19 protein-coding genes are annotated in these 21,423 nt (G+C 41.2%); 7 read left to right on the plus strand and 12 right to left on the minus strand.

Annotated features, from left to right (window positions below; genetic code table 11):
• Positions 1-56: 56 nt before the first annotated feature.
• Positions 57-395, minus strand: a complete 339-nt coding sequence (glnK, locus tag G0029_RS14735) for a P-II family nitrogen regulator (protein ID WP_067763174.1) — start codon at positions 393-395, stop codon at positions 57-59.
• A gap of 278 nt (positions 396-673) precedes the next feature.
• On the opposite strand from glnK, the gene G0029_RS14740 reads away from it, so the two are divergent.
• Together G0029_RS14740 and G0029_RS14745 are read left to right on the plus strand one after the other, a co-directional pair.
• Positions 674-901 carry an accessory factor UbiK family protein gene (locus G0029_RS14740; protein WP_078189551.1) on the plus strand — a complete coding sequence of 76 codons (228 nt, stop codon included), beginning with the start codon at positions 674-676 and terminating at the stop codon, positions 899-901.
• A 66-nt stretch (positions 902-967) separates the two neighbouring features.
• Positions 968-2,458 carry a YifB family Mg chelatase-like AAA ATPase gene (locus G0029_RS14745; protein ID WP_180039915.1) on the plus strand — a complete coding sequence of 497 codons (1,491 nt, stop codon included), beginning with the start codon at positions 968-970 and terminating at the stop codon, positions 2,456-2,458.
• 43 nt (positions 2,459-2,501) lie between these two features.
• Here G0029_RS14745 and G0029_RS14750 read toward each other — a convergent pair whose 3' ends face one another.
• Positions 2,502-3,239, minus strand: coding sequence for a TorF family putative porin (locus G0029_RS14750; protein WP_180008086.1), 738 nt, complete (start codon positions 3,237-3,239; stop codon positions 2,502-2,504).
• A 396-nt stretch (positions 3,240-3,635) separates the two neighbouring features.
• On the minus strand, positions 3,636-4,412 hold the full coding sequence (locus G0029_RS14755) for a TorF family putative porin (RefSeq protein ID WP_180109856.1): 777 nt from the start codon (positions 4,410-4,412) through the stop codon (positions 3,636-3,638).
• A gap of 714 nt (positions 4,413-5,126) precedes the next feature.
• Here G0029_RS14755 and G0029_RS14760 point away from each other — a divergent pair.
• Positions 5,127-6,419 (plus strand): OprD family outer membrane porin, encoded by a 1,293-nt coding sequence (locus G0029_RS14760; protein WP_180102294.1) that lies wholly within the window; start codon positions 5,127-5,129, stop codon positions 6,417-6,419.
• A gap of 103 nt (positions 6,420-6,522) precedes the next feature.
• On the opposite strand, the gene ppa is transcribed toward G0029_RS14760, so the two are convergent.
• On the minus strand, positions 6,523-7,059 hold the full coding sequence (gene ppa / locus G0029_RS14765) for an inorganic diphosphatase (protein ID WP_078189469.1): 537 nt from the start codon (positions 7,057-7,059) through the stop codon (positions 6,523-6,525).
• A 115-nt stretch (positions 7,060-7,174) separates the two neighbouring features.
• On the minus strand, positions 7,175-7,573 hold the full coding sequence (locus tag G0029_RS14770; protein ID WP_078189470.1) for an MAPEG family protein: 399 nt from the start codon (positions 7,571-7,573) through the stop codon (positions 7,175-7,177).
• Positions 7,574-7,681: 108 nt separating this feature from the next.
• Between G0029_RS14770 and G0029_RS14775 the strand changes: the two genes are divergently transcribed.
• Positions 7,682-8,071 (plus strand): hypothetical protein, encoded by a 390-nt coding sequence (locus G0029_RS14775; protein WP_180049881.1) that lies wholly within the window; start codon positions 7,682-7,684, stop codon positions 8,069-8,071.
• 58 nt (positions 8,072-8,129) lie between these two features.
• On the opposite strand, the gene G0029_RS14780 is transcribed toward G0029_RS14775, so the two are convergent.
• The 6 genes from G0029_RS14780 to G0029_RS14805 all read right to left on the minus strand — a co-directional run bounded on the left by G0029_RS14780 (position 8,130) and on the right by G0029_RS14805 (position 16,681).
• Complete coding sequence (locus G0029_RS14780) at positions 8,130-9,809, minus strand: long-chain-fatty-acid--CoA ligase (RefSeq protein ID WP_078189472.1); 1,680 nt, start codon at positions 9,807-9,809, stop codon at positions 8,130-8,132.
• A gap of 149 nt (positions 9,810-9,958) precedes the next feature.
• Positions 9,959-12,178 carry a DNA topoisomerase IV subunit A gene (gene parC / locus G0029_RS14785; protein WP_180109857.1) on the minus strand — a complete coding sequence of 740 codons (2,220 nt, stop codon included), beginning with the start codon at positions 12,176-12,178 and terminating at the stop codon, positions 9,959-9,961.
• Positions 12,179-12,341: 163 nt separating this feature from the next.
• Positions 12,342-13,661, minus strand: a complete 1,320-nt coding sequence (locus tag G0029_RS14790) for an MFS transporter (RefSeq protein WP_180109858.1) — start codon at positions 13,659-13,661, stop codon at positions 12,342-12,344.
• 144 nt (positions 13,662-13,805) lie between these two features.
• Positions 13,806-14,450 carry a trimeric intracellular cation channel family protein gene (locus tag G0029_RS14795; protein WP_078189475.1) on the minus strand — a complete coding sequence of 215 codons (645 nt, stop codon included), beginning with the start codon at positions 14,448-14,450 and terminating at the stop codon, positions 13,806-13,808.
• Positions 14,451-14,509: 59 nt separating this feature from the next.
• Positions 14,510-14,977, minus strand: a complete 468-nt coding sequence (locus G0029_RS14800) for a YchJ family protein (RefSeq protein WP_180109859.1) — start codon at positions 14,975-14,977, stop codon at positions 14,510-14,512.
• A gap of 132 nt (positions 14,978-15,109) precedes the next feature.
• The gene (locus G0029_RS14805) at positions 15,110-16,681 is read right to left on the minus strand and encodes a TerC family protein (RefSeq protein ID WP_180109860.1); all 1,572 of its coding nucleotides are present in this window, start codon (positions 16,679-16,681) and stop codon (positions 15,110-15,112) included.
• Between the two features lie 320 nt (positions 16,682-17,001).
• On the opposite strand from G0029_RS14805, the gene G0029_RS14810 reads away from it, so the two are divergent.
• Positions 17,002-17,622 (plus strand): TIGR00730 family Rossman fold protein, encoded by a 621-nt coding sequence (locus G0029_RS14810; protein WP_078192607.1) that lies wholly within the window; start codon positions 17,002-17,004, stop codon positions 17,620-17,622.
• A gap of 86 nt (positions 17,623-17,708) precedes the next feature.
• Here the strand turns inward: G0029_RS14810 and G0029_RS14815 are convergent, their stop codons facing one another.
• Positions 17,709-18,674 (minus strand): hypothetical protein, encoded by a 966-nt coding sequence (locus G0029_RS14815; RefSeq protein WP_180106750.1) that lies wholly within the window; start codon positions 18,672-18,674, stop codon positions 17,709-17,711.
• A gap of 493 nt (positions 18,675-19,167) precedes the next feature.
• Here G0029_RS14815 and mdtD point away from each other — a divergent pair, with 493 nt between their 5' ends.
• Together mdtD and G0029_RS14825 are read left to right on the plus strand one after the other, a co-directional pair.
• Positions 19,168-20,559 (plus strand): multidrug transporter subunit MdtD, encoded by a 1,392-nt coding sequence (gene mdtD / locus G0029_RS14820; RefSeq protein WP_180106748.1) that lies wholly within the window; start codon positions 19,168-19,170, stop codon positions 20,557-20,559.
• Between the two features lie 77 nt (positions 20,560-20,636).
• Complete coding sequence (locus tag G0029_RS14825; protein ID WP_180109861.1) at positions 20,637-21,422, plus strand: GH25 family lysozyme; 786 nt, start codon at positions 20,637-20,639, stop codon at positions 21,420-21,422.
• Position 21,423: the final 1 nt, after the last annotated feature.

Raw genomic sequence — 21,423 nt, forward strand, 5'->3', positions numbered from 1 at the left:
TCCCCCGACCTGATTTTCTGAGTTATTAGCTACTCAGCAAACTTCATGCCAATTTTTTAAACGGCATCTGCACCTGTTTCACCAGTACGGATACGGATGACTTGTTCCAGATTGCTTACAAAAATTTTACCGTCGCCAATTTTTCCTGTGCTTGCAACACGAGTAATTGATTCAATTACGGTATCGACCATTTCATCACTGATTGCGATTTCGATTTTTACTTTTGGTAAGAAATCAACCACATATTCAGCACCACGATAAAGTTCAGTGTGACCTTTCTGGCGACCGAAGCCTTTAACTTCAGTGACAGTGATCCCTTGAACACCATTTTCAGAGAGTGCTTCACGCACGTCATCTAATTTAAAAGGTTTTACAATTGCAGTTACGAGCTTCATGTTTTGTTTTCCTTCGGCTTATTTCACCTGTAAGGTTTTATGTTCAATTTTCATGCCAATATGACTACAGTCGGGGGAAAATAGTCAGCCCAGCATGAGATTTCTTTATAACCTATTTTATACGGATAATCTTGCGTATGCTTATAAAAATAGACGTTTTTACTAGAAGAATTACGATTTTACTGATCGATTAAACGCATATTTAAATAAAAGCACTATGGTCATGAATGTGGCGATGTTAAACTGCTGCCACCAATTCACTGAGGATGGTCAAAACAATGATTGAAACCTTATTACAAGCGATATTAGAACAAATCGATCAGCCGAAAAAAGACGTCGAACATAATCTTCGCAGCTTACTCAATGAAGCTGTGAGCAAAATGGATCTCGTATCTAAAGAAGAAATCGAACGCCAACGTACTGCACTGAATAATGCCAATTTACGTTTAAATGAATTGTTGAAACACGTCGAAGAACTCGAACAAAAAATTCAGAACAAAAAATAAGCACCTTTTTAGTGCAACAAAAGACGCATAACGATTAAAAATAATGCACCATAACGGAACAATAATATGTCTTTTGCCAAAATCTATACTCGGGGTTTGCTCGGCTTAAATGCACCCCAAATTGAAGTTGAAGTTCATGTCAGCCAAGGCCTGCCTTCATTGACCATTGTGGGCCTACCTGAGGCCGCCGTCCGTGAAAGTAAAGACCGTGTCCGCTCTGCGATTATTAATAGCGGCTTTCAGTTTCCGACCAAACGTCTGACCATCAATCTTGCACCCGCAGATTTACCCAAAGATGGTTCACGTTTAGATCTCGCCATTGCTTTAGGGATTCTGATCGCGTCGGGACAACTTCCTGAAAATGCAGCAGATGGTTTTGAATTTATTGGAGAATTGGCACTTGATGGTTATTTACGACCTGTCAGTGGCATCTTAAGTATAGCCATTGCCTGTCAGCATATCGGGCATCATCTGATTCTACCGGCACTCAATGCCGATGAAGCGGCGCAACTGCCGGAGTTCCAAGTCTTTCCTGCTCAGCATCTTAAGGATGTATGTGAACATTTGAGTCGTTCAGCCTTAATCAGCAGCCACCCTTCAACATCGTCAGCTAATCAACACAGTTACCCTTTTGATTTATCTGATGTGAAAGGTCAACTGAGACCACGTCGTGCTTTAGAAATTGCGGCGGCTGGCGGTCATTCCCTGCTATTTCGTGGCCCTCCAGGCACAGGTAAAACTCTACTCGCCTCGCGTTTAGCCAGCATTCTTCCGCCCTTAGATATGCAAGAAAATTTGCAAGTCGCGAGTATTTATTCCATTGCAGGTGCAAATCATCATTTTGGGCAACGTCCATTTCGTGCGCCACACCATACGGCATCTGCGATTGCCCTCGTCGGTGGAGGATCAAATCCTAAACCGGGTGAAATCACCTTGGCACATTTAGGGGTTTTATTTTTAGATGAGCTGCCTGAATTTGATCGAAAGGTGTTGGAGGTATTACGGCAACCACTCGAATCCAAAGAAATTGTGATTTCACGGGCTTCTCGTCAAATCACCTTCCCTGCGAATTTTCAATTGATCGCAGCAATGAATCCTTGCCCATGTGGCTATGCCTTTAACCAAGACAGCCGCTGTCAATGTAGTGCTGAAAGTATTAAACGCTATCAAAACCGTATTTCAGGTCCATTATTAGATCGTATTGATTTACATATAGATGTCCCGCCACTGGCAGCGCATGAATTACAAAGTTCGCAAGAGGTTGAAAGTTCAAGTACAGTTAGGCATCGTGTCATTCAAGCTTATGAGTTACAAATAGAGCGTCAGCAAAAATCCAATATGGCGCTCACGCCGACGCAATTGGAGCAACAAGCGGTTTTGGATGCTACTGCGCAGAATATTTTACAGTTAGCACAGCAACGAATGAATTTATCTGCGCGTGCCTATCATCGGGTGTTACGTGTTGCCAGAACCATTGCCGACTTAGCTCAAAGTGAACACATTCAAGCTCAGCACGTTTCTGAAGCACTGTCCTATCGAAGCCAGCTCAATACTTAAAAAAATGGCGACCCTAGGTCGCCATTTTTAATGCTTTTTAACATTAGAATTCGTATTTCAAACCAAATACGACTTTATTCTTTTGTTTTTCATCCGCACGGTCATAACCACCAACTGTGTAATTCATGCTTGCGGTAACACCTGTATCTGCTAAAGGCTTGCTTAGACCAATATCAAAGTGACGGAAACCAAAGCTTTCTGTTGTTCCTAAATTATCTTCAAAATCACCTGAATCTTGATATGCATATAAACCAAGCGCGGTATCTAGACTGAAGTCTTTAGGAAGTGCATAGCTATATGATGCTTTGATATAAGTATCACCTGCATTACCCCATGAAACATCTTCAAGCAAAGTTTGCGCTGTTAAGCCAAAATCTTTATAGCTTAGCCCAAGCATTGTTTCTAAACCGTTTGCATCACTTGTATCAATATCATAGTAATAGTAGTAAGTTAGACCTGCTGTGTAACCAAGATCATCATTAATTGAACCGTTATAGCCCGCATAAAAATCATTTTCAAAACCATTCGGTAGGTCATCACCATAGTTTAATGTTGAACCCCACCAACCCGCATAGAAGCCTGATGCATGGCTATAATCCAAACCACCTTGGATTGTCGCATCTTTATTTTCAGGCACATTGGTAATACCACGTAAATTATAGCTAGATAGTACGCCGATATTTCCAGATACAGAATGCTCTGAAGCAGGTGCTTCAGCAAATGTAAACGTCGATGCTGCTCCAAGTACAGCGATTGATAAAGCTTTAAGTGCAAATTTCATGGTTTGTTCCCCCACATCGTGCGACGACGTATTTTTTGGTTATTTCGTTGAACTCAATGAGGTATTAGCAAGCGCTGTGCCATGTTTAAAAATAAGCGCATATTTTTTTTATAAAAGTCACCATTTTGGCTTAATAAAAATTAATATAATATTGTTTTTATTTACTATTTTTTAATATTTATATTTAACGATTTTTCTCTACGATTTTTTTTAGAATGCCGATTGTTAACTATTCAGATTATTTAAATCTTCGGGTTGATAGTTGTAACAGGATTTTAAAAATGCGCTTTTTTGAGTATATTTTTTCAACACCGATCTCAAAAATGCATAAAAAAAGTGCACAATCACCATTATGCACTTTCAAGAATATGACCAAATACAGTCAACTCGTTAATGTTAGAAAGAATAGGTCAATCCAACCACAACGTTATCGTCTAATTGCTCGCCTTCACGATCTTTACCGCCCCATACATAGTCAGCAGCAATTTCAAATCCAGTATCCGCAATCGGTTTACTCAAGCCTAAACGTGCTTCAGTGAACACCACATCTTCTGTGGTTGTTAATAGGCTGTCATCACGACTGTCATTAAAAACAGAAACACCAAGCGATGAATTTAATGAAACATCATAAGGTAATGCATAGCTATAAGCAGCATTCAGATATACATCGCCTGCGTTGCCATAATTAACATCAGACAACAATACAGCCATGCTTGCAGTTAAATCTTTATAGCTTATGTCCTGAATAAATTCGACGCCCGTTGTGCGACGCTTTTCAGAGCGGTCATCGTTATAAACTGAACCGCCACCTTGATAGACATAAGCCATCACTTGTGACTTATAGCTCCAATCTTCATTCAGTTCACGTCCATATCCAACATAGAAATCATGTTCAAAACCATGTGACTGACTTTCGTCCGTAGGGTCATAGTTGAGTGTAGACCCCCAATAGCCCGCGAACAGCCCACTGTTGTGTGCATATTCAAGTCCGGCTTGTAATGCCGCTTGATCATTTTCTTCACTCGCACGGTACACATATTTGTTTACCACGCCTAAACTTCCAGACCAATTCCCTTGTGCAGTTGTGGCTTGTTCAGTTTGTTCTGCAAATGCAGGGACTGTACCTAGGGTCACTAAAATACTTAAAATGGCTTTTTTATAAAATTGAATCATGTTTAGTCCCCACATCGGATCGATCGTGGATTGGGTTGAGTAAAATTTAGCGCCGATTTTAATCGATTTTACCGCACTGTATAGCCCCTTTTTCTTATTTTGATCAATTAAATCATTTAAAAACAAAGGTAAGATTATATAAAATAGTAAAAAATAAGCTATTGATTCATAAAATATCTTTTATCGTGTTCCAGTCTTTAACAATGATTTAATGCATTCATTTATATGTATTTATCACGAATATTATCATCTTTTATTGAACTGTTTTTTTAAGGAAAAATTTCTGACGACTTCGCTAAAAGTCATTCTCTCTTTACAAAAAACACGCCAACAGTGCTTACTGTGCCTGAACAGTGATGCCATGCACCTCAGCCATTGTTATACTTTTTGATCAAAATACGAATTTAGATTCAGCACAATTTTTCGCGAAGAATGATGATAAATCAGCAAGTTAAATGAAAGTTTTTACCATTTTTTATATTTTTTTATGATAAGTAATGAATAAACTTCTCTTTAGATTGATATATATTCAATTTAAATAAACTATTTGTTAAACAACAATAACATACGAAACATTTGCTTATTACAGATTGACCAATGATCTGGCCATTTTCTAACTTTAGTGTAATAAGCGCATTAAAAATAGTGATTTTTTTAAGAAAAAATATACAATCGCACTACATATTAACCAAATTTGCATGAGGCTCTCTCCCAATGCTTAAAGCTCAACAACTAACACTTGCAGTCTTAGTAAACGCTGCTCTTATTTCTACTGCTTTTGCTAGCGAACAAAGTGAATCTAAAGGCTTTGTGGAAGATGCCGAAGGCTCTGTATTGTTCCGTACAGGTTACATTAAGCGAGATAAGAAAAATGGTGTAGATGACACTAGCTCACTGGCACAAACTGCGATTGTGAAATTAGATTCAGGCTTCACTCAAGGTGTTGTTGGCTTTGGTGTAGGTGTTGTTGGTGATGGTTCATTTAAAATCGGTGACAACAACAATGCCGGCAACAACATGATTCCTCGTGAAACGTTGAATGGCAAAGAAAACTCTGGTGATACTTATGATCATTGGGCTCGTGGTGGCGCGAACGTAAAAGCACGTATTTCAAATACAACTGTGACTTATGGTACTCAAGTTCTAGATCTACCTGTACTTGCAAGTAACACAGCTCGTTTGGTTCCTGAATATTTTGAAGGTGTGTTAGCAACAAGCCGTGAAATTAATGGCTTAGAACTGACAGCTGGTAAATTCACTAAAAACCAATACTCAGATCAAATTGATACTGATGGTCGTAAATTAGACCGCGCAATTGTTTGGGGTGCTAAATACAAATTTAATGATCAGCTTAATGCGTCATACTACGGTTTAGACAGCAAAGAAGCGCTTGAGCGCCATTATGCAAATGTGAACTATACCTATCCATTAGCAAACAAAGATACATTAACTTTTGACTTTAGTGGTTACCATACTGAATGGGACAAAGAAGGTAGTACTTATTCACAAATCCTTGCAGATGACTCAGATCGTCAAAACTCGATTTGGGCGGTTTCAGGTACGTATAACACGGGTAACCATAACGTAATGTTGGCTTACCAACAAAACAGTGGCAACACTGGTTATGACTATGGCGAAAATGCTGATGGCGGTCAAAGTATCTACCTACCAAACTCTTATCTATCTGACTTCATCGGTAATGATGAAAAATCTGCTCAGGTTCAATACACATATAACTTTGCGGGTATGAATGTTCCTGGTTTAACTTGGACAACTGCATTTGTATATGGCTGGGACATCAAAGTTGCTGGCTTAACTGACGATGCACAAGAACGCGAATTCTTTAACCAAGTGAAATATACTGTTCAATCTGGTTTTGCCAAAGATGCAAGCTTACGTGTTCGTCACTCATACTACCGTGCTAGCGATGATTACCAAACAAATGCTTATATCGGCGATACAAACGAATGGCGTTTATTCTTAGACATCCCTGTGAAATTATTTTAATTTCACAGCTCCTCTAAGATAGCGAAAAAAAAACCTGCACACTGTGCAGGTTTTTTTATGAGCATCGTTTTTATATAAAAACGATGCTCAGCTTAAAACAATATTATTTGTTCGCAGCTTTGTAAGCTTCAATTGAGCTAAGTACTTCTTGTTTAGCAACATCAGCACCTTCCCAACCACTTAACTTAACCCATTTACCAGGCTCTAAGTCTTTGTAGTGTTGGAAGAAATGTTCAATTTGATTGATCAATAACGCAGGAAGATCTGTATATTCTTGAACATCTTTATAAAGCGGAGTCAATTTGTCGTGTGGAACCGCAACGAGTTTTGCGTCAACACCACCGTCATCTTCCATGTTCAATTTACCAACAGGACGGCAACGAATTACAGAACCTGGTTCTACTGGATGTGGAGTTACCACAAGTACGTCTAGTGGGTCACCATCCAAAGATAATGTATTTGGAACATAACCATAGTTCGCTGGGTAGAACATTGCAGTACCCATGAAACGGTCTACAAATAACGCATCAGAATCTTTATCGATTTCGTATTTGATTGGTGCTGCATTTGCAGGAATTTCAATAATGACATAGATGTCGTTTGGTGCATCTTTACCCGCTGGGATATTGCTGTAGCTCATAGCATCACTCTTTAAACAAAGTTAAATCTTTTAATCCGGCACAATTATAACGGTTTTATCGCTTTTTTTGTGATTTTAGCGATCATGCTGATAATTTAATCATCAAGCAGAACATTTAGCTTAATTTAATAACCAATAACATCAGGCAAATCGGGCATAACATCGACAAGGTCCAAATGATTGAACGTAAAGTTGCCCAATTGGCTAAATAACATAGCCCATAAATGACGCGTAAAACGAGATAGGCAATCCCAAAGGTCATGATGTATTGTTGATGAATCACCATATATTCAGCCATTAATATAGCCGCAATAAATAAAGGTAAACTTTCAAAACTATTTTGCTGCACTGCATGTGCGCGGCTCGCCAACCCTGTAGAGCGCGCTAAAACTTCACGTGGATTTTGATTATCACTCGACTTAAAACCTGCAGCTCGCTTCGCAATAAATGTAAATACATATGGCAGTAAACAAGCGGCCAAAATGAGATAGATGATCCCACTGATGCTGTGCATGTGTTTTTTCTCAGGAAGATTTTTATGGCTGCTATAATACCATGGCATTTCGTGAATAATTTTTGTTAAATATAGTGTTTTTATAATCGGCAGATGAAAGGATCCTCTATGAGTACTTCTGATCAAGATCAATTATTTGAAGTTCTTGAAGAGCAAAAACGCCATCAGCTTCGCGTCGATCGTGTTTTAAAAATTGTCATTCCTGTGACTGCATTTTTACTTGCTGTGATCTGTGCCAACTTAAATGTATGGTCGACTGTTTTCAGCTTTGTCATAATGTGGATTGCATTCTATGCAGTTTCCATCAAGCAACTTCCCCTTTGGCATTGGGTCATTGTCATTGCACTATATTGTTTAGTCGACAATATTTTAACCTATGGCAGCTATAACCAATCTGGCTTTAGTCGTCAGTTCGGCGCGATGTTTATCTTCTTAGGTGTTTTTGGAGTAGGACGTCGCTACTTTGATCGCTGGTCGATGAATAAAGGTAATCTTTAATGATCTAAATTAAAAGCGATAAAAAAAGCGCCCGAAGGCGCTTTTTTTATGCATCATATTATGCTGTTTTACGCAAATCTTTACGTAGAATCTTACCAACATTCGATTTTGGTAATTCATCCATAAATTCAACATAACGTGGGCGTTTATAGCCAGTTAAGTTTTCTTTTGCGAATGCCAAAACTTCTTCAGTCGTTAAAGATGGATCTTTTTTCACAACGAATAATTTAGGTACTTCACCTGATTTTTCATCAGGAACACCAATCGCAGCAACTTCTAGTACTTTTGGATGTTTTGCAACAACTTCTTCAATTTCAGAAGGATAAACGTTGAAACCCGATACCAAAATCATGTCTTTTTTACGGTCTACAATCTTCACATAACCGCGTGGATCCATGACACCAATGTCACCAGTACGGAAGAAACCGTCCGCCGTCATTACTTTGGCAGTTTCATCTGGACGGTTCCAATAGCCTTTCATGACTTGAGGACCACGAATCGAAATTTCACCTTGCTCACCTTGAGCAACTTCATTGCCATCATCATCTAAAATAGCAACTTCAGTCAGTGGCAATGGAATACCAATCGTACCGCTGAATTCCATTGATGCTGGAGGGTTTGCAGTTGCAACAGGTGAAGTTTCTGATAAGCCATAACCTTCGATGATATTGGTACCGGTAACTTTCTTCCACGCTTCTGCAGTCGAAGGAAGTACTGCCATACCACCACCCATCGCCATTTTTAGCTTGCTGTGGTCAAGTTGCTTGAACTCTTCATTGTTCACCAAAGCATTAAACAAAGTGTTCACTGCTGGAAAGAATGAAGGTTGGTATTTACGTAATTCTTTCATTACCGCAGGTAGGTCACGCGGGTTAGGAATCAATACGTTCGCCTGACCTTTGTACATGCCGTAAAGTGCACACACCATAAATGCAAAGATGTGATACAGCGGTAATGCACAGAAGATACGATCATCTGGCTGACCATCTTGCTGACCAAATTTACTTTGGAAAATACCATCACACTGCAACATGTTTGACACAAGGTTACGATGTGTCAATTCTGCGCCTTTAGATACGCCAGTTGTACCACCAGTATATTGAAGTACTGCAGTATCACTTAGAGTTAAGTTTGGACGTTTGTAATTGTTTGCACTCACTTTAGACATTGCTGCATTAAAGCGAATATGACCTGGAATGTTCCAAGCTGGAATTTGTTTACGCACTGAACGTAATACAAAGTTAACCAATGTACCTTTCAGTGTACCGAGCATGTCACCCACAGATGCCACGATCACATGTTTTACTGGGGTTTTACCAATAATCGCTTGGTAAACAGATGCAAAGTTTTCAATGATAACCAATGCCTCTGAACCAGAGTCATTTAATTGATGTTCAAGCTCACGAGAGGTATACAATGGATTCACGTTGACCAATACCAGTCCAGCACGGAATACACCTAATGCAACAACAGGATATTGAAGAACGTTAGGCATCATAACTGCAACGCGTGAACCTTGTGCCAAACCTAAACTTTGCAAATAGGTTGCAAATTTACGGCTTGCTTCATCAAGTTCTTTAAAAGTTAAGACCTTATCCATGAAGATAAAGGCATCTCTTGAGCCAAACTTCTGAAAATTACGCTCAAAAATATCGACCAATGAGGTATTTTCTGCGGGTAATTCTACAGTTTCTGGAATCCCTGTCTTTTGGTATTCAGCGAACCAAATCTTTTCCATAACGCCCAATTCTCCTGTCGTAATCCTTAATAATCCAACTGTTTTTTTTCAATATTAAGCGGTCATTATTTAACTTGTTTGTGCTTAATATTGCATCCATTTCACGAATAACAGCATATATAACGTATTTCGTTCCATGGATGCTAGTATTATCTTTGAATGAACAGTTTATTTGCTTTTTGATATCCACGTGGTAACAACACGCCTTTCGATGCACGTTTACCCACATATTTTTGCAGATCGTCGCCTTTAAGCTTTAATTGTTGATTTCCTGCAAGCACTTGAATTATTTCATCTAAATTCAAAGTTGTCATGGATACTATTTGATCTTTTGCTTCAAGTTGTATCAATTTATTACCTTTACCCTTATTCAATACTGGTAATTCATCAAGTTCAACCAACAGCAAACGCCCCGCAGAACTGAGGAGTGCAAGATGTGTTGCATTCTCAATCGCCGTTAAATTCATGACCGCCGCGCCTTCAGATAAGGTAAGGAAGGCTTTACCTGCTTTTGCATTGGTATCGAGGTTTTTGGCTTGGGTTTTAAAGCCATAGCCTTTACTACTCATCGCCAAGACTTCTGTTTCATCTTCAGCAATAAATACTTGTTTAAAGCCGACACCACTTGCAGGTGCAAGTTTAGAACTCAGAGGCTCACCTAAACCACGCGCGGATGGTAAAGTATTGATGCCCAAAGCATAGCTACGACCGGCATCATCTAATACATACACACGTTGATTCGATTTACCTTGCGCATGGCTGAGATATTGGTCACCTGCACGGAAATTTAAGTTCTCAGCATCGACTTCATGACCTTTCGCCGAGCGAATCCAACCCGCTTCAGACAACACCACAGTCACAGGATCTGCCGGAAGCATATCTTGTTCATTAATCGCATGGGCTTCTGCACGTTTCACAATTGGAGAACGGCGGTCATCACCAAATGTCTTCGCATCTTCTTTCAGTTCATTAATGATCAAGGCTTTTAATGATTCAGGATTCGCCAATTGTTCACGAATAATGGCAGCTTTGGCTTCCAGTTCTTCTTGTTCACGGCGCATTTCCATTTCTTCAAGTTTTGCCAAATGACGTAACTTGAGTTCTAAAATGGCTTCGGCTTGAATTTCATCGATATTAAAATGCGTCATCAACACCGGTTTAGGCTGATCTTCTTCTCGAATAATACGAATCACTTCATCAATATTCAGATAGGCAATGATCAAGCCTGCAAGTATGTGTAATCGTTTTTCAATTTTATTCAGATGATAAGTCAAACGACGTGTCACGGTATTTTTACGGATTTCGATCCATTCCAACAAAATACGGCGGATCGATTTCACTTGCGGACGACCATCGGCGCCAATCATGTTCATATTGACACGATAACTCGACTCTAAGTCTGTGGTTGCAAATAGATGACTCATCACCGATTCAGCATCAATACGATTCGAGCGCAGGACAATCACTAAACGTGTTGGGTTTTTATGATCTGACTCATCACGTAAGTCCGTGACCAATGGCAACTTCTTCGCCTGCATTTGATCTGCAATCTGCGTGATCACTTTTGAGCCTGAAACCTGATACGGCAGCTCCGTAATCACGATTTCATTTTTCTCAATGCTGTACACTGCACGAGTTCGATAACTACCGCGACCCGTGGTTTGAATTTTGAGTAATTCTTCTGGAGAAGTAATAATTTCCGCACGTGTCGGCAAATCAGGCGCAGGAATATATTCTGCGACTTTCTCATCGGTTAAATTTGGATTGCGAATTAAGGCGATGGTGCCCTTCACCACTTCACGTAAGTTATGCGGTGGAATATCCGTTGCCATACCCACAGCAATACCCGTTGTGCCGTTGAGTAAAATATTTGGAACACGTGCCGGTAAATTCACTGGCTCTTTCATCGAACCATCAAAGTTATCCTGCCAATCACAGGTTCCTTGTCCTAACTCAGACAATAATAAATCACTATAAGCAGACAGTTTTGCTTCGGTATATCGCATCGCTGCGAAGGATTTCGGATCATCTGGTGAGCCCCAGTTTCCCTGACCTTCAATAAATGGATAGCGATAACTAAACGGCTGCGCCATGAGGACCATAGCTTCATAACAAGCTGAGTCACCGTGAGGATGGTATTTACCCAGTACATCACCAACCGTACGTGCAGATTTTTTTGGCTTACCCGTTGGCTTTAACCCGAGTTCACTCATCGCATAGACGATACGACGCTGAACGGGTTTTAGACCATCACTGATATGTGGCAATGCACGATCCATAATCACGTACATGGCGTAGTTGAGATATGCTTGTTCGGTAAATTCTGCTACGGAACGGTTTTCTGTCGCATGATGCGCAAGGCTTGTCATAACAACCTGTAATCCTAAATTGTTCGTTCTTTATTGGGTTCTTATGCTATGTCGCAGGTGCCCCCTATACAAGGGGATGATCTAACACTCTGCGACAAATTGTGTCTTATGGCGTAAAAATATCCATTTTATTCACCATGAGCAACTAAAAATTCAACAGTCTTTATAGACCAATGGATTCTAAAGTTTTGCCTTTGGTTTCTTCACCTAAAACCAAAATCACCACGGCAACGGCAATTAAGACTGCTGTAAACATCATAAAGACATAGCTAAAACCATGATCCATATCCATCATATGTGTCACAGCAAAAGGCGCGGCAATGCCCCCGATCCGACCAATGGCACCCGCCCAGCCCGAACCAAAGGCACGAATATTGGCCGGGTATTGTTCTGGTGTATAGGTGTAAAGTACGCCCCAAGCACCGAGATTAAAGAAGGACATTAAACAGCCCCAAATCACAATCTCTGTCACACTGCCAGACTGACCGAAGAAATATGCCGAAATGGCACACATCCCAATGAAGCCCGCCAACGTAGCTTTACGACCTAATTTTTCGACCAACCATGCCGCTGCAATATAACCCGGTAATTGTGCCAAAATCATGACCAAAACATATTCAAAGGATTGAACAATGGTGTAGCCTTCTTTGACCAATAAGCTTGGTAACCATGTAAAAATACCGTAATAAGAAAAGACGATACCGAACCAAATGAGCCACAGCATTAAAGTACGACGTGCAAAAATCCCTGACCACAACTGTGAAAAACTGATGTTGTGCTTTTCTGCAACCGGTTTGACTTCAAAGATTTCAACAACTTCTACACCACATTTGGCTTCAATCTTTTTCACCAATGCGTGTGCTTCATCAAAACGTCCACGGTTGATTAAATAAGGCACCGATTCGGGCACCATTTTCCAAATCACGATCGCATATAACGCAGGAATACCGCCAATCAGGAAAGCCGCATGCCAACCAAAATCCGGAATAATAAAGCGTGATACCAATGCAGCAACCAACCAGCCCAGTCCCCAAAAACTTTCTAGTAAGACAATAAAACGTCCACGTACATGCGCTGGAATATATTCACTGACCAAAGTCACCGCGACTGGGAGTTGTCCACCTAAACCTAAGCCGACAATAAAACGAAATACCAATAACCAAGTTAGATTAGGTGCAAACGCACATGCAGCAGTGGCTAAGCTATAAATCACCAATGTCCATGCAAAGATTGTTTTTCGACCGAAGCGATCTGCCAGTCCTCCAGAAAACACCGCGCCAATCGCCATCCCAACAAAACCAATCGAGACCACCCAACTTTTATCATTTGGCGTCATGGCCCAATCTTCAACCATTTTCGCTAAGATAAAGGAAATGAGCCCCGTATCCATGGCATCAAACATCCAGCCAAGGCCAATAACCCAAAGTAAAGTGTAGTGAAACTTACCGATGGGTAAGCGTTGTATACGTGAGACTAAGTCCATAACAAGATCTCTGAACTGGTGGAAGGATGAACACTGCTTTCCCAACAGGATGTATGATTTTGCGTTTTTTAGTATAGATCCATGCAAAAGACCGACCATTGATCCGTCTTTTTAGCATTTTAATGTGATGTTATAGCAATGCAGCTACGACAAATCTTTTGAAGATACTGACTGATCATCATCATCTTTATAAATAAATTTAGGCATTTCTAAGCCAAAGTAAATGGCGATCAGACGTAAGGTGAAACCGAAAATGAGCGTCGCAATGACGGTCAATTCTAGCGATAAGCCAATCTCAATGCAGAGCCAATAACAAATCACGGACACAAAAGAAATACTGGCATAAAGTTCACGGCGGAACACCAGCGGCACATCGTTACATAGAATATCTCGTAGAATACCGCCAGAAACACCTGTTAGCACTCCTGCTACTGCAGAGACGACAAAACCATGGCCCATTTCTAAAGCAATTTGACAGCCAATAATGGTAAAACCTATGAGACCAAGGGCATCGAGAACCAAGAAGATATTACGAAGATGACGCATCCACTTTGCAATCAGGATGGTGACAAATGCAGCAAAGCAGGTCAGCATGAGATATTCTGGATGCTTAACCCATGTCAGTGGATAGTGCCCAAGTAGCACATCACGAACCGAACCGCCCCCCAGTGCCGTGACACAGGCAATCAATGTTACCCCAAACCAGTCCATACTCCGCCGACCCGCAGACAATGCACCTGTCATTGCTTCTGCCGTAATTGCGATAATATAAATAACGGTAAGTAACATCGCCCTTCTTCCACTGAGGGTTGAGATGCGCGCTATTCTAAGCTAAATCTGCTCAAATGTTATAAAAATTGCGCACAACATTGTTTAAATTTTCGTCCAGAACCACAAATACACGGCTGCTTCATGGTGATTTGCATCTCTGTGGTCGGATCAAGGAAATACCAGCGCTGCTCGAACTTCACAAAGTGTGAAATTTCATGATGTACCTGCGCTTGATGCCCATCGTGATAATGCGCTTTAAATTCAACTTGAGCATGGTTTTTATCGAGCTTTTCTTGGGCTTGTACCACCTCAAGTTTTAACCACTGATTGGCCTGACTCCACGCTGCAATGGCACTCACATCCAAGGCTTGCTGCTGTCCAATTGCAGTTGTTTGTACAATATAATCAATCTCATGTTGTGCAAATGCACTATAACGTGAACGCATCAATTGCTCTGCAGTTTGTGCATTTTCACGCCCCGCATGTAAGGGCTGACAACAGCTAGCATACTCACCTTTGCCACATGGACACTGGACTTGTGACATGTTTGTTTCCATAAAAAAAATAGCCTGACAATGCAGGCTATTTTAACGGATCTTTCCACACAATTTTCATCGGCAGTATGTGAATCCATACTGATCTATATAGATTAAGCTGAATGTTCTCTTGGCATCAGTTTAATCTTCAGTTGGGATGGGAATGACATGCACTTTTTCGATCTTATGGCCATCCATTGTGACCACTTCAAAGATGTGTTCATCCGCTTTGAATTTTTCACCATTGGCTGGTAAACGGCCCAAATGAAATAAGATATATCCGGACAATGTCGAATACTGTTCAGCATCATCCACCAAGTCACGACCCAACAATAAAGACACATGACGAATGTCGGTTGAGCCATCGAGTAACAATGAACCATCATCGAGACTTTCTGCTGCCGTCTCTGGTTCATCTTCATCAGGGAACTCACCAGCAATCGCTTCTAAGACATCAATCGGTGTTGCAATCCCTTCAATTGAACCGTATTCGTTCAACACCAAAGCCATTTGTAACGGCGCTTGACGCAATTGTTCCATCACCATCAAAACTTGAGCATTTTCATGCACCACCACTGGCTCACGGAGATGTTTTTCGAAATCGAGTACGCCCGTTTCAATATAGTCATTCATGACTTTATGAGTCAGTACCGCACCCGCAATATTGTCAAGCTCACCATGTGCCACAATTAAACGTGAATGCGTGGTACTGAGTAATTGAGCACGAATCGCCTCAGGTTCTTCATCTAAATCAATCCATTCCAGTTCAGGACGAGGTGTCATCACGGACTTTACTGGACGCTCAGATAAACCCAGTACCCCTTGTACCATGACACTGTGGTAAACCCCGTTGTCTTCATCAAAGACTTCATCAGCAAAAGCACGTGTTGCAAGCACATCTTCATTTTCATTTTGATTGTCTGCAACATTTTTCCCACCGAGCATACGCATCACAGCTGAGGCTGTGCGATAACGTAAGTCTGTGGTTGTCACCATTTTTTCCTGATTATGACGCATGGTTTGGTTCAAGAACTCAATCATGACAGAGAAACCAATGGCCGCGTATAAGTAACCTTTTGGAATATGAAAACCAAAGCCTTCGACTAAGAGCGAGAAACCGATCATCATCAAGAAACACAGGCACAGAATCACCACCGTTGGGTGACGGTTCACGAAGTTCATCAGTGGTTTAGATGCCCACAGCATAATGCCGACAGCAATAATGACCGCAATCATCATGACAGAAAGGTGTTTCACCATCCCGACAGCGGTAATCACGCTGTCGAGCGAGAACACGGCATCGAGCACCACAATCTGCACAATCACCATCCAAAACGTCGCATGCACAGGATTTTCTTCCTTTAGCATCGGCTTGTTTTCAAGACGTTCACGCAGTTCCATGGTGCCTTTAAACAGTAAGAACACCCCACCAAACAGTAAAATCAGGTCTCGACCGGAAAATGGATGGTCGAAAATATGGAACAGTGGATTGGTTAGAGTCACCACCCATGCAATCGAGGCCAGTAAGATCAATCGCATACACAGTGCAAGCAATAAGCCGACAATCCGTGCAGTATTACGCTGTTCTGGCGGTAATTTTTCCGCAAGAATCGCAATAAATACCAGGTTATCGATACCTAAAACAATCTCAAGCACCACCAGTGTCAATAAACCCACCCATGCAGATGGGTCGGACATCCATTCAAAGATCATAATTGTATCTCCTGAATGTTATTCACACGTAGATCATGCTGATTTGAAGATGAAATGCATTGGACATGCGCAAACGCTTTTAATAGCGTTCTTTCTAATATTTTAATGTGTGCTGAGTGACAACAACCACTACCCATGACGGTTCTTTAGCTTGAAATGAAGTTTTAAGTATAGCAAGTTAAGGTAAAAATTCACCCTTTTTTACCAAAGTACAATCTCTGTATGGAAGAATTTAAACCCAATGATGACATTAAATTGTCATATTTAGCTGCCAATGTAGTGTCATAAAAAATAACATGCTAAGGTAAAATTAAAACGTAATGAATAGCGGATTAAAAATGACAGAAAAACGTGGTAATCCTTCTCCTGCTACAACACAACCTTTAATCGCACTGTATTGCGGCTCCCGCTCTGGTAACAATCCAATTTATCAAGAAAAAGCCATCGCATTAGCGCAAGGCTTGGCTGAACATGGTTTTGGTCTGGTCTATGGTGGCGCCAGTATTGGCCTGATGGGTCAAGTTGCTGACGCTGTGGTCGATCATGGCGGCGAAGCCGTGGGTGTGATTCCTGAGTTTATGTTGGATTATGAAATTGCACATAATCATTTGACTGAACTACACGTCGTGCGCAGTATGCATGAGCGTAAAGCCATGATGGCAGAACGTGCAAGTGCCTTTGTTGCTCTGCCCGGTGGTCTCGGTACATTCGAAGAAATTTTAGAAATCGCCACTTGGGGACAGTTGAATCAACACCAAAAACCGATGATGCTTTATAACGTCAATGGCTTCTATGATGCACTAATTGCACAATTAGACCATGCGGTCGCTGAAGGTTTCTTGCCGCCGCAGCATCGTGCCAAACTGATCGTATGTAATTCTTCGAAGCAGATCTTTAGCGCACTGAAAAATTTAGATTGCCCGAAAAATTTCGTGGTCTAACTGTATTTTAGATGTCAAAAAGGGGAATAAAGTATTCCCCTTTTTTTATTGCTCGATGTCCTACTTCAAATCAAGATCGTGCCGACTTAACCTGACACCACACGATAGAACCATGGCAATGTTGTCGCTAAGAAAATACTCATCAATAAACCAAGCATCAATTTCATCGCATCTTTGCTGACATTTCGTGAAGTTCGATATTTATTCACTTCATGTAAATGCATGGACATGGCAAATTCACGTCCTGCAAGTAAGCCCAAGAATACCCAAGTGGTACTCATTGGAATATTACTCCACTCTTTGAACACCAATAAAATCAAGGCATACATAAAGTCGATAATGGTTGCCGAGCGGATATCAGCCACACCCGTTTTGGTGTCGATAATGCCCTGAATCGCCCCACCACGTTGGTACAAAATGATCCCAAGCAGTACGATAAATACCACAATTGCAAAAATCAGGAACTCCAGCGGCACCTGACGAGGGACGTAGACAAAAATATTGGCCAAATCCTGAATCAGCCACTGACTCCATAAAAATGCAGTCGAAACCCACTGTAGTCCAATCCAAATATTCGAGGGTGTTTCATCACGTGTTTTACTGAAATAAACCGAAATGCCTTTAATCACAAAACGGTAAATAATAATCGCGACAACAAAAGCAACCGCGTAACCCATCATCGACTTGGTTAACATCGAACCGAGACTACTCGGAGAGAAAATCGTCAACACTAAGAATGTGGTACTGACTGGAATACCGTAGCGAGTCAAAATGATCAGTAAGATCGGTGGCACAATATAGAGCCACGTGACCCCTTCTGCGGGAAATGGAATCGTTTCTAAACGACCATAAGATGCATCCCCCACGCCAGAACTGTACCAACCATAAACCAATACAATGGCTAGAATACTGCTGACATAGATCCACAACAGCCACCAAGGGCGATGCGCATTGGATGAAATAAAGGTTCCCAATGTCTGTGGCACATCATTACCGACAATAGAATAGGCCGCGAGACAGAAGCCTATGACCATCAGAATTTCGATTGTCATGAAAACAAAACACCTTTGCCATAAAGAAAAAGCCCTCCAATAAATGAAGGACTTGAGCGCATTATGACAGTTTATCTGGCGTTCATACAATTTTGTGCCGTGCTTTTCTCGACATTAAAATAAAAATTTTATATAAAACAACAATTTAAAATTAAATTATTTCAATTTAATCTGATAAACCGCAGTGCTACCGTTCACTTCATTTCCAACCACCAACAAAGTTGGGCATTGGGCGAATCCTTGGCCGCAATAAAAATCAGACCTTCAGGTCCCACATCGCCTTGTTTAACCACATCAGTGCCGAAACTTGTAGTTCCATGTTTTCATTCATCTTTTATTTTAATATGACCAAGTTATAAACATTAGGTTGCATAGAGATTAAACTTTCATTGCATTTTTCTTGCAATTTTTTGGCTCAATTATGCAAAGCTTTTACTACATCCAAATGGCAATATTCATTTAAACTGTTTAAAAATCTCAGCTTTATTGACTTATGAATAGCACGCCAACGCATCAGGCTTTACAACCCGAATTTAGACTTCTAGTGCTATTGGTCTCTATTGGCTTTTTTATGCAAGGCCTGGATACGACCATCGTCAATACCGCAATCCCAGCGATGGCGAGAAGTCTAGGTGAAGACCCACTTCAAATGCATAGTGTGGTCGTGGCCTATGTCTTGTCCGTTGCGGCGTGTATTCCCTTAAGTGGTTGGTTGGCCGATCGTTTTGGCGTACGAAATACTTATTTCACAGCCATCATTATTTTTACGTTAGCATCGCTAGGCTGCGGTATGGCCAATAGCCTGAATGAGCTGTTGGTTTATCGGGTAATTCAAGGCATAGGTGGCGCATTACTGCTGCCTGTTGGGCGTTTGGCGATGCTCAAAGTGATTCCTCGGACACAGTTTTTATCGGCCATGAGTCTGATGAGCCTTGCCGGTTTGATGGGCCCCTTAATAGGCCCTACCCTTGGCGGTTGGATGGTGGAAGTCGCAACATGGCATTGGATCTTTTTAATTAACATTCCAATGGGACTGCTAGGGGTACTTATTACCTTTAAAGCCATGCCCAATGTGACCGAACCGAGCGTACAACGCTTCGACTTTATGGGTTTTTTCTTATTGGTCGTCGCCATGGTGGGTTTATCGTTAGGCATTGAAAACTTTGCTAGCCCGCATCTGCCGCTATGGTGGAGCCTACTTTTGGTCACTGCGGGGATCATCGCTAGTTTGATCTATGCCTTTCATGCACATACCCATGCCAATGCGCTGTTTCGCAGTAAATTATTTCAAAATCGGATCTATGCCATTGGCATTATCGGCAACTTCTTTGCCCGCCTTGGCGGCAATGCCATGCCATTTTTGATTCCCTTAATGCTACAAGTGGCTTTTGGCTTTGAGCCCTTTATCACAGGGTTATTGATGATACCGACTGTACTCGGTTCATTGGCATCAAAACCGATTATTCGTCAAATTATTCAACGCTTTGGCTATCGCAAAGTGTTATTGGTAAATACCTTCTTGGTCGGTGCCTGTATTTGCAGTTTTGCACTCTCTACGGCTGAAACCCCCACTTGGTTACGTGCCTTACACTTTTTTATTTTTGGTATTTTAAACTCGCTGCAATTCGTTTCGATGAATACCTTAACCCTCAAAGATTTACCCCAACAAGATGCCAGCAGTGGCAACAGTTTCTTGTCTATGATTATGATGGTTTCGATGAGTATCGGTGTGGCTTTGGCAGGGACTTTAGTCAACGTGTTTACGGCCTATTATGGTCCTGCACAAATCGAAACAGCATTCCATAGCACCTTGATTTTACTCGGCTGCATTAACCTGATTACCGCAGCGATTTTTTGGCAGATTCCTAAACATGTGGATATCTAAACCTGTGTCATCAGGCAAATCTATGACAGATCAACCCTTAAAAGGTTATGATAAAAGGGATACTTGGATACATTTTCATGCCTAAAAAAGCCAAATCACGTACCTCTAAAAGTTCACTCAAAAAATACAGCCCGATTATTGCACTCAGCGCTATCAGCGGCGTCATGGTGGTGGCTGGATTAGGTTATTTAGCCGTGATGCCGCATCGCCCTGCATCTGCAGAAGAATATCCCGTCCAAGGTTTTGATGTTTCCCATCATCAAAAAGATATTCAATGGTCAAAAATTTCACCTAAAAAATACCAATTCGTTTATCTCAAAGCCACAGAAGGTGGTGATTTTAAAGATCGAAAATTTCAAGATAACTGGCTGCAAGCACGGGAAAACGGCTTTTTAGTTGGGGCCTATCATTTTTACCGTCTGTGCCGTGATGGCAAGATTCAGGCGGAAAATTTTATTGCTTCCGTGCCGAAAAAAGCCGATGCCCTTCCTCCCGTGATTGATTTGGAATATGACACCAACTGCATTAACACCTACAGCAAAGAGCAGTTACTCAAAGAAATCACTTATATGCATGATCGCTTGCACCGCCATTATGGCAAACAACCGATTTTTTATACTTCGAAGTCTTTTTATAATATTGTCTTAGCAGGCGAGTTTAAACAGACGCCGCTGTGGGTCCGTGAATATAAAGGCCCACCCGATCTAAAAAACAATCCGAAATGGCTGATTTGGCAACATACCAATCAAGGACAAATTCAAGGCATCTCGACCACTGTCGATTTAAATGTATTTTCAGGTGATGCCAAGGCATGGACTGAGTTTTTAGACAAAAATGGCGTTTCGCCGCTCAAACCCCGTTGAT

This window comes from Acinetobacter sp. YH12138, from assembly GCF_015218525.1.
Taxonomy (GTDB): Bacteria; Pseudomonadota; Gammaproteobacteria; order Pseudomonadales; family Moraxellaceae; genus Acinetobacter; species Acinetobacter amyesii.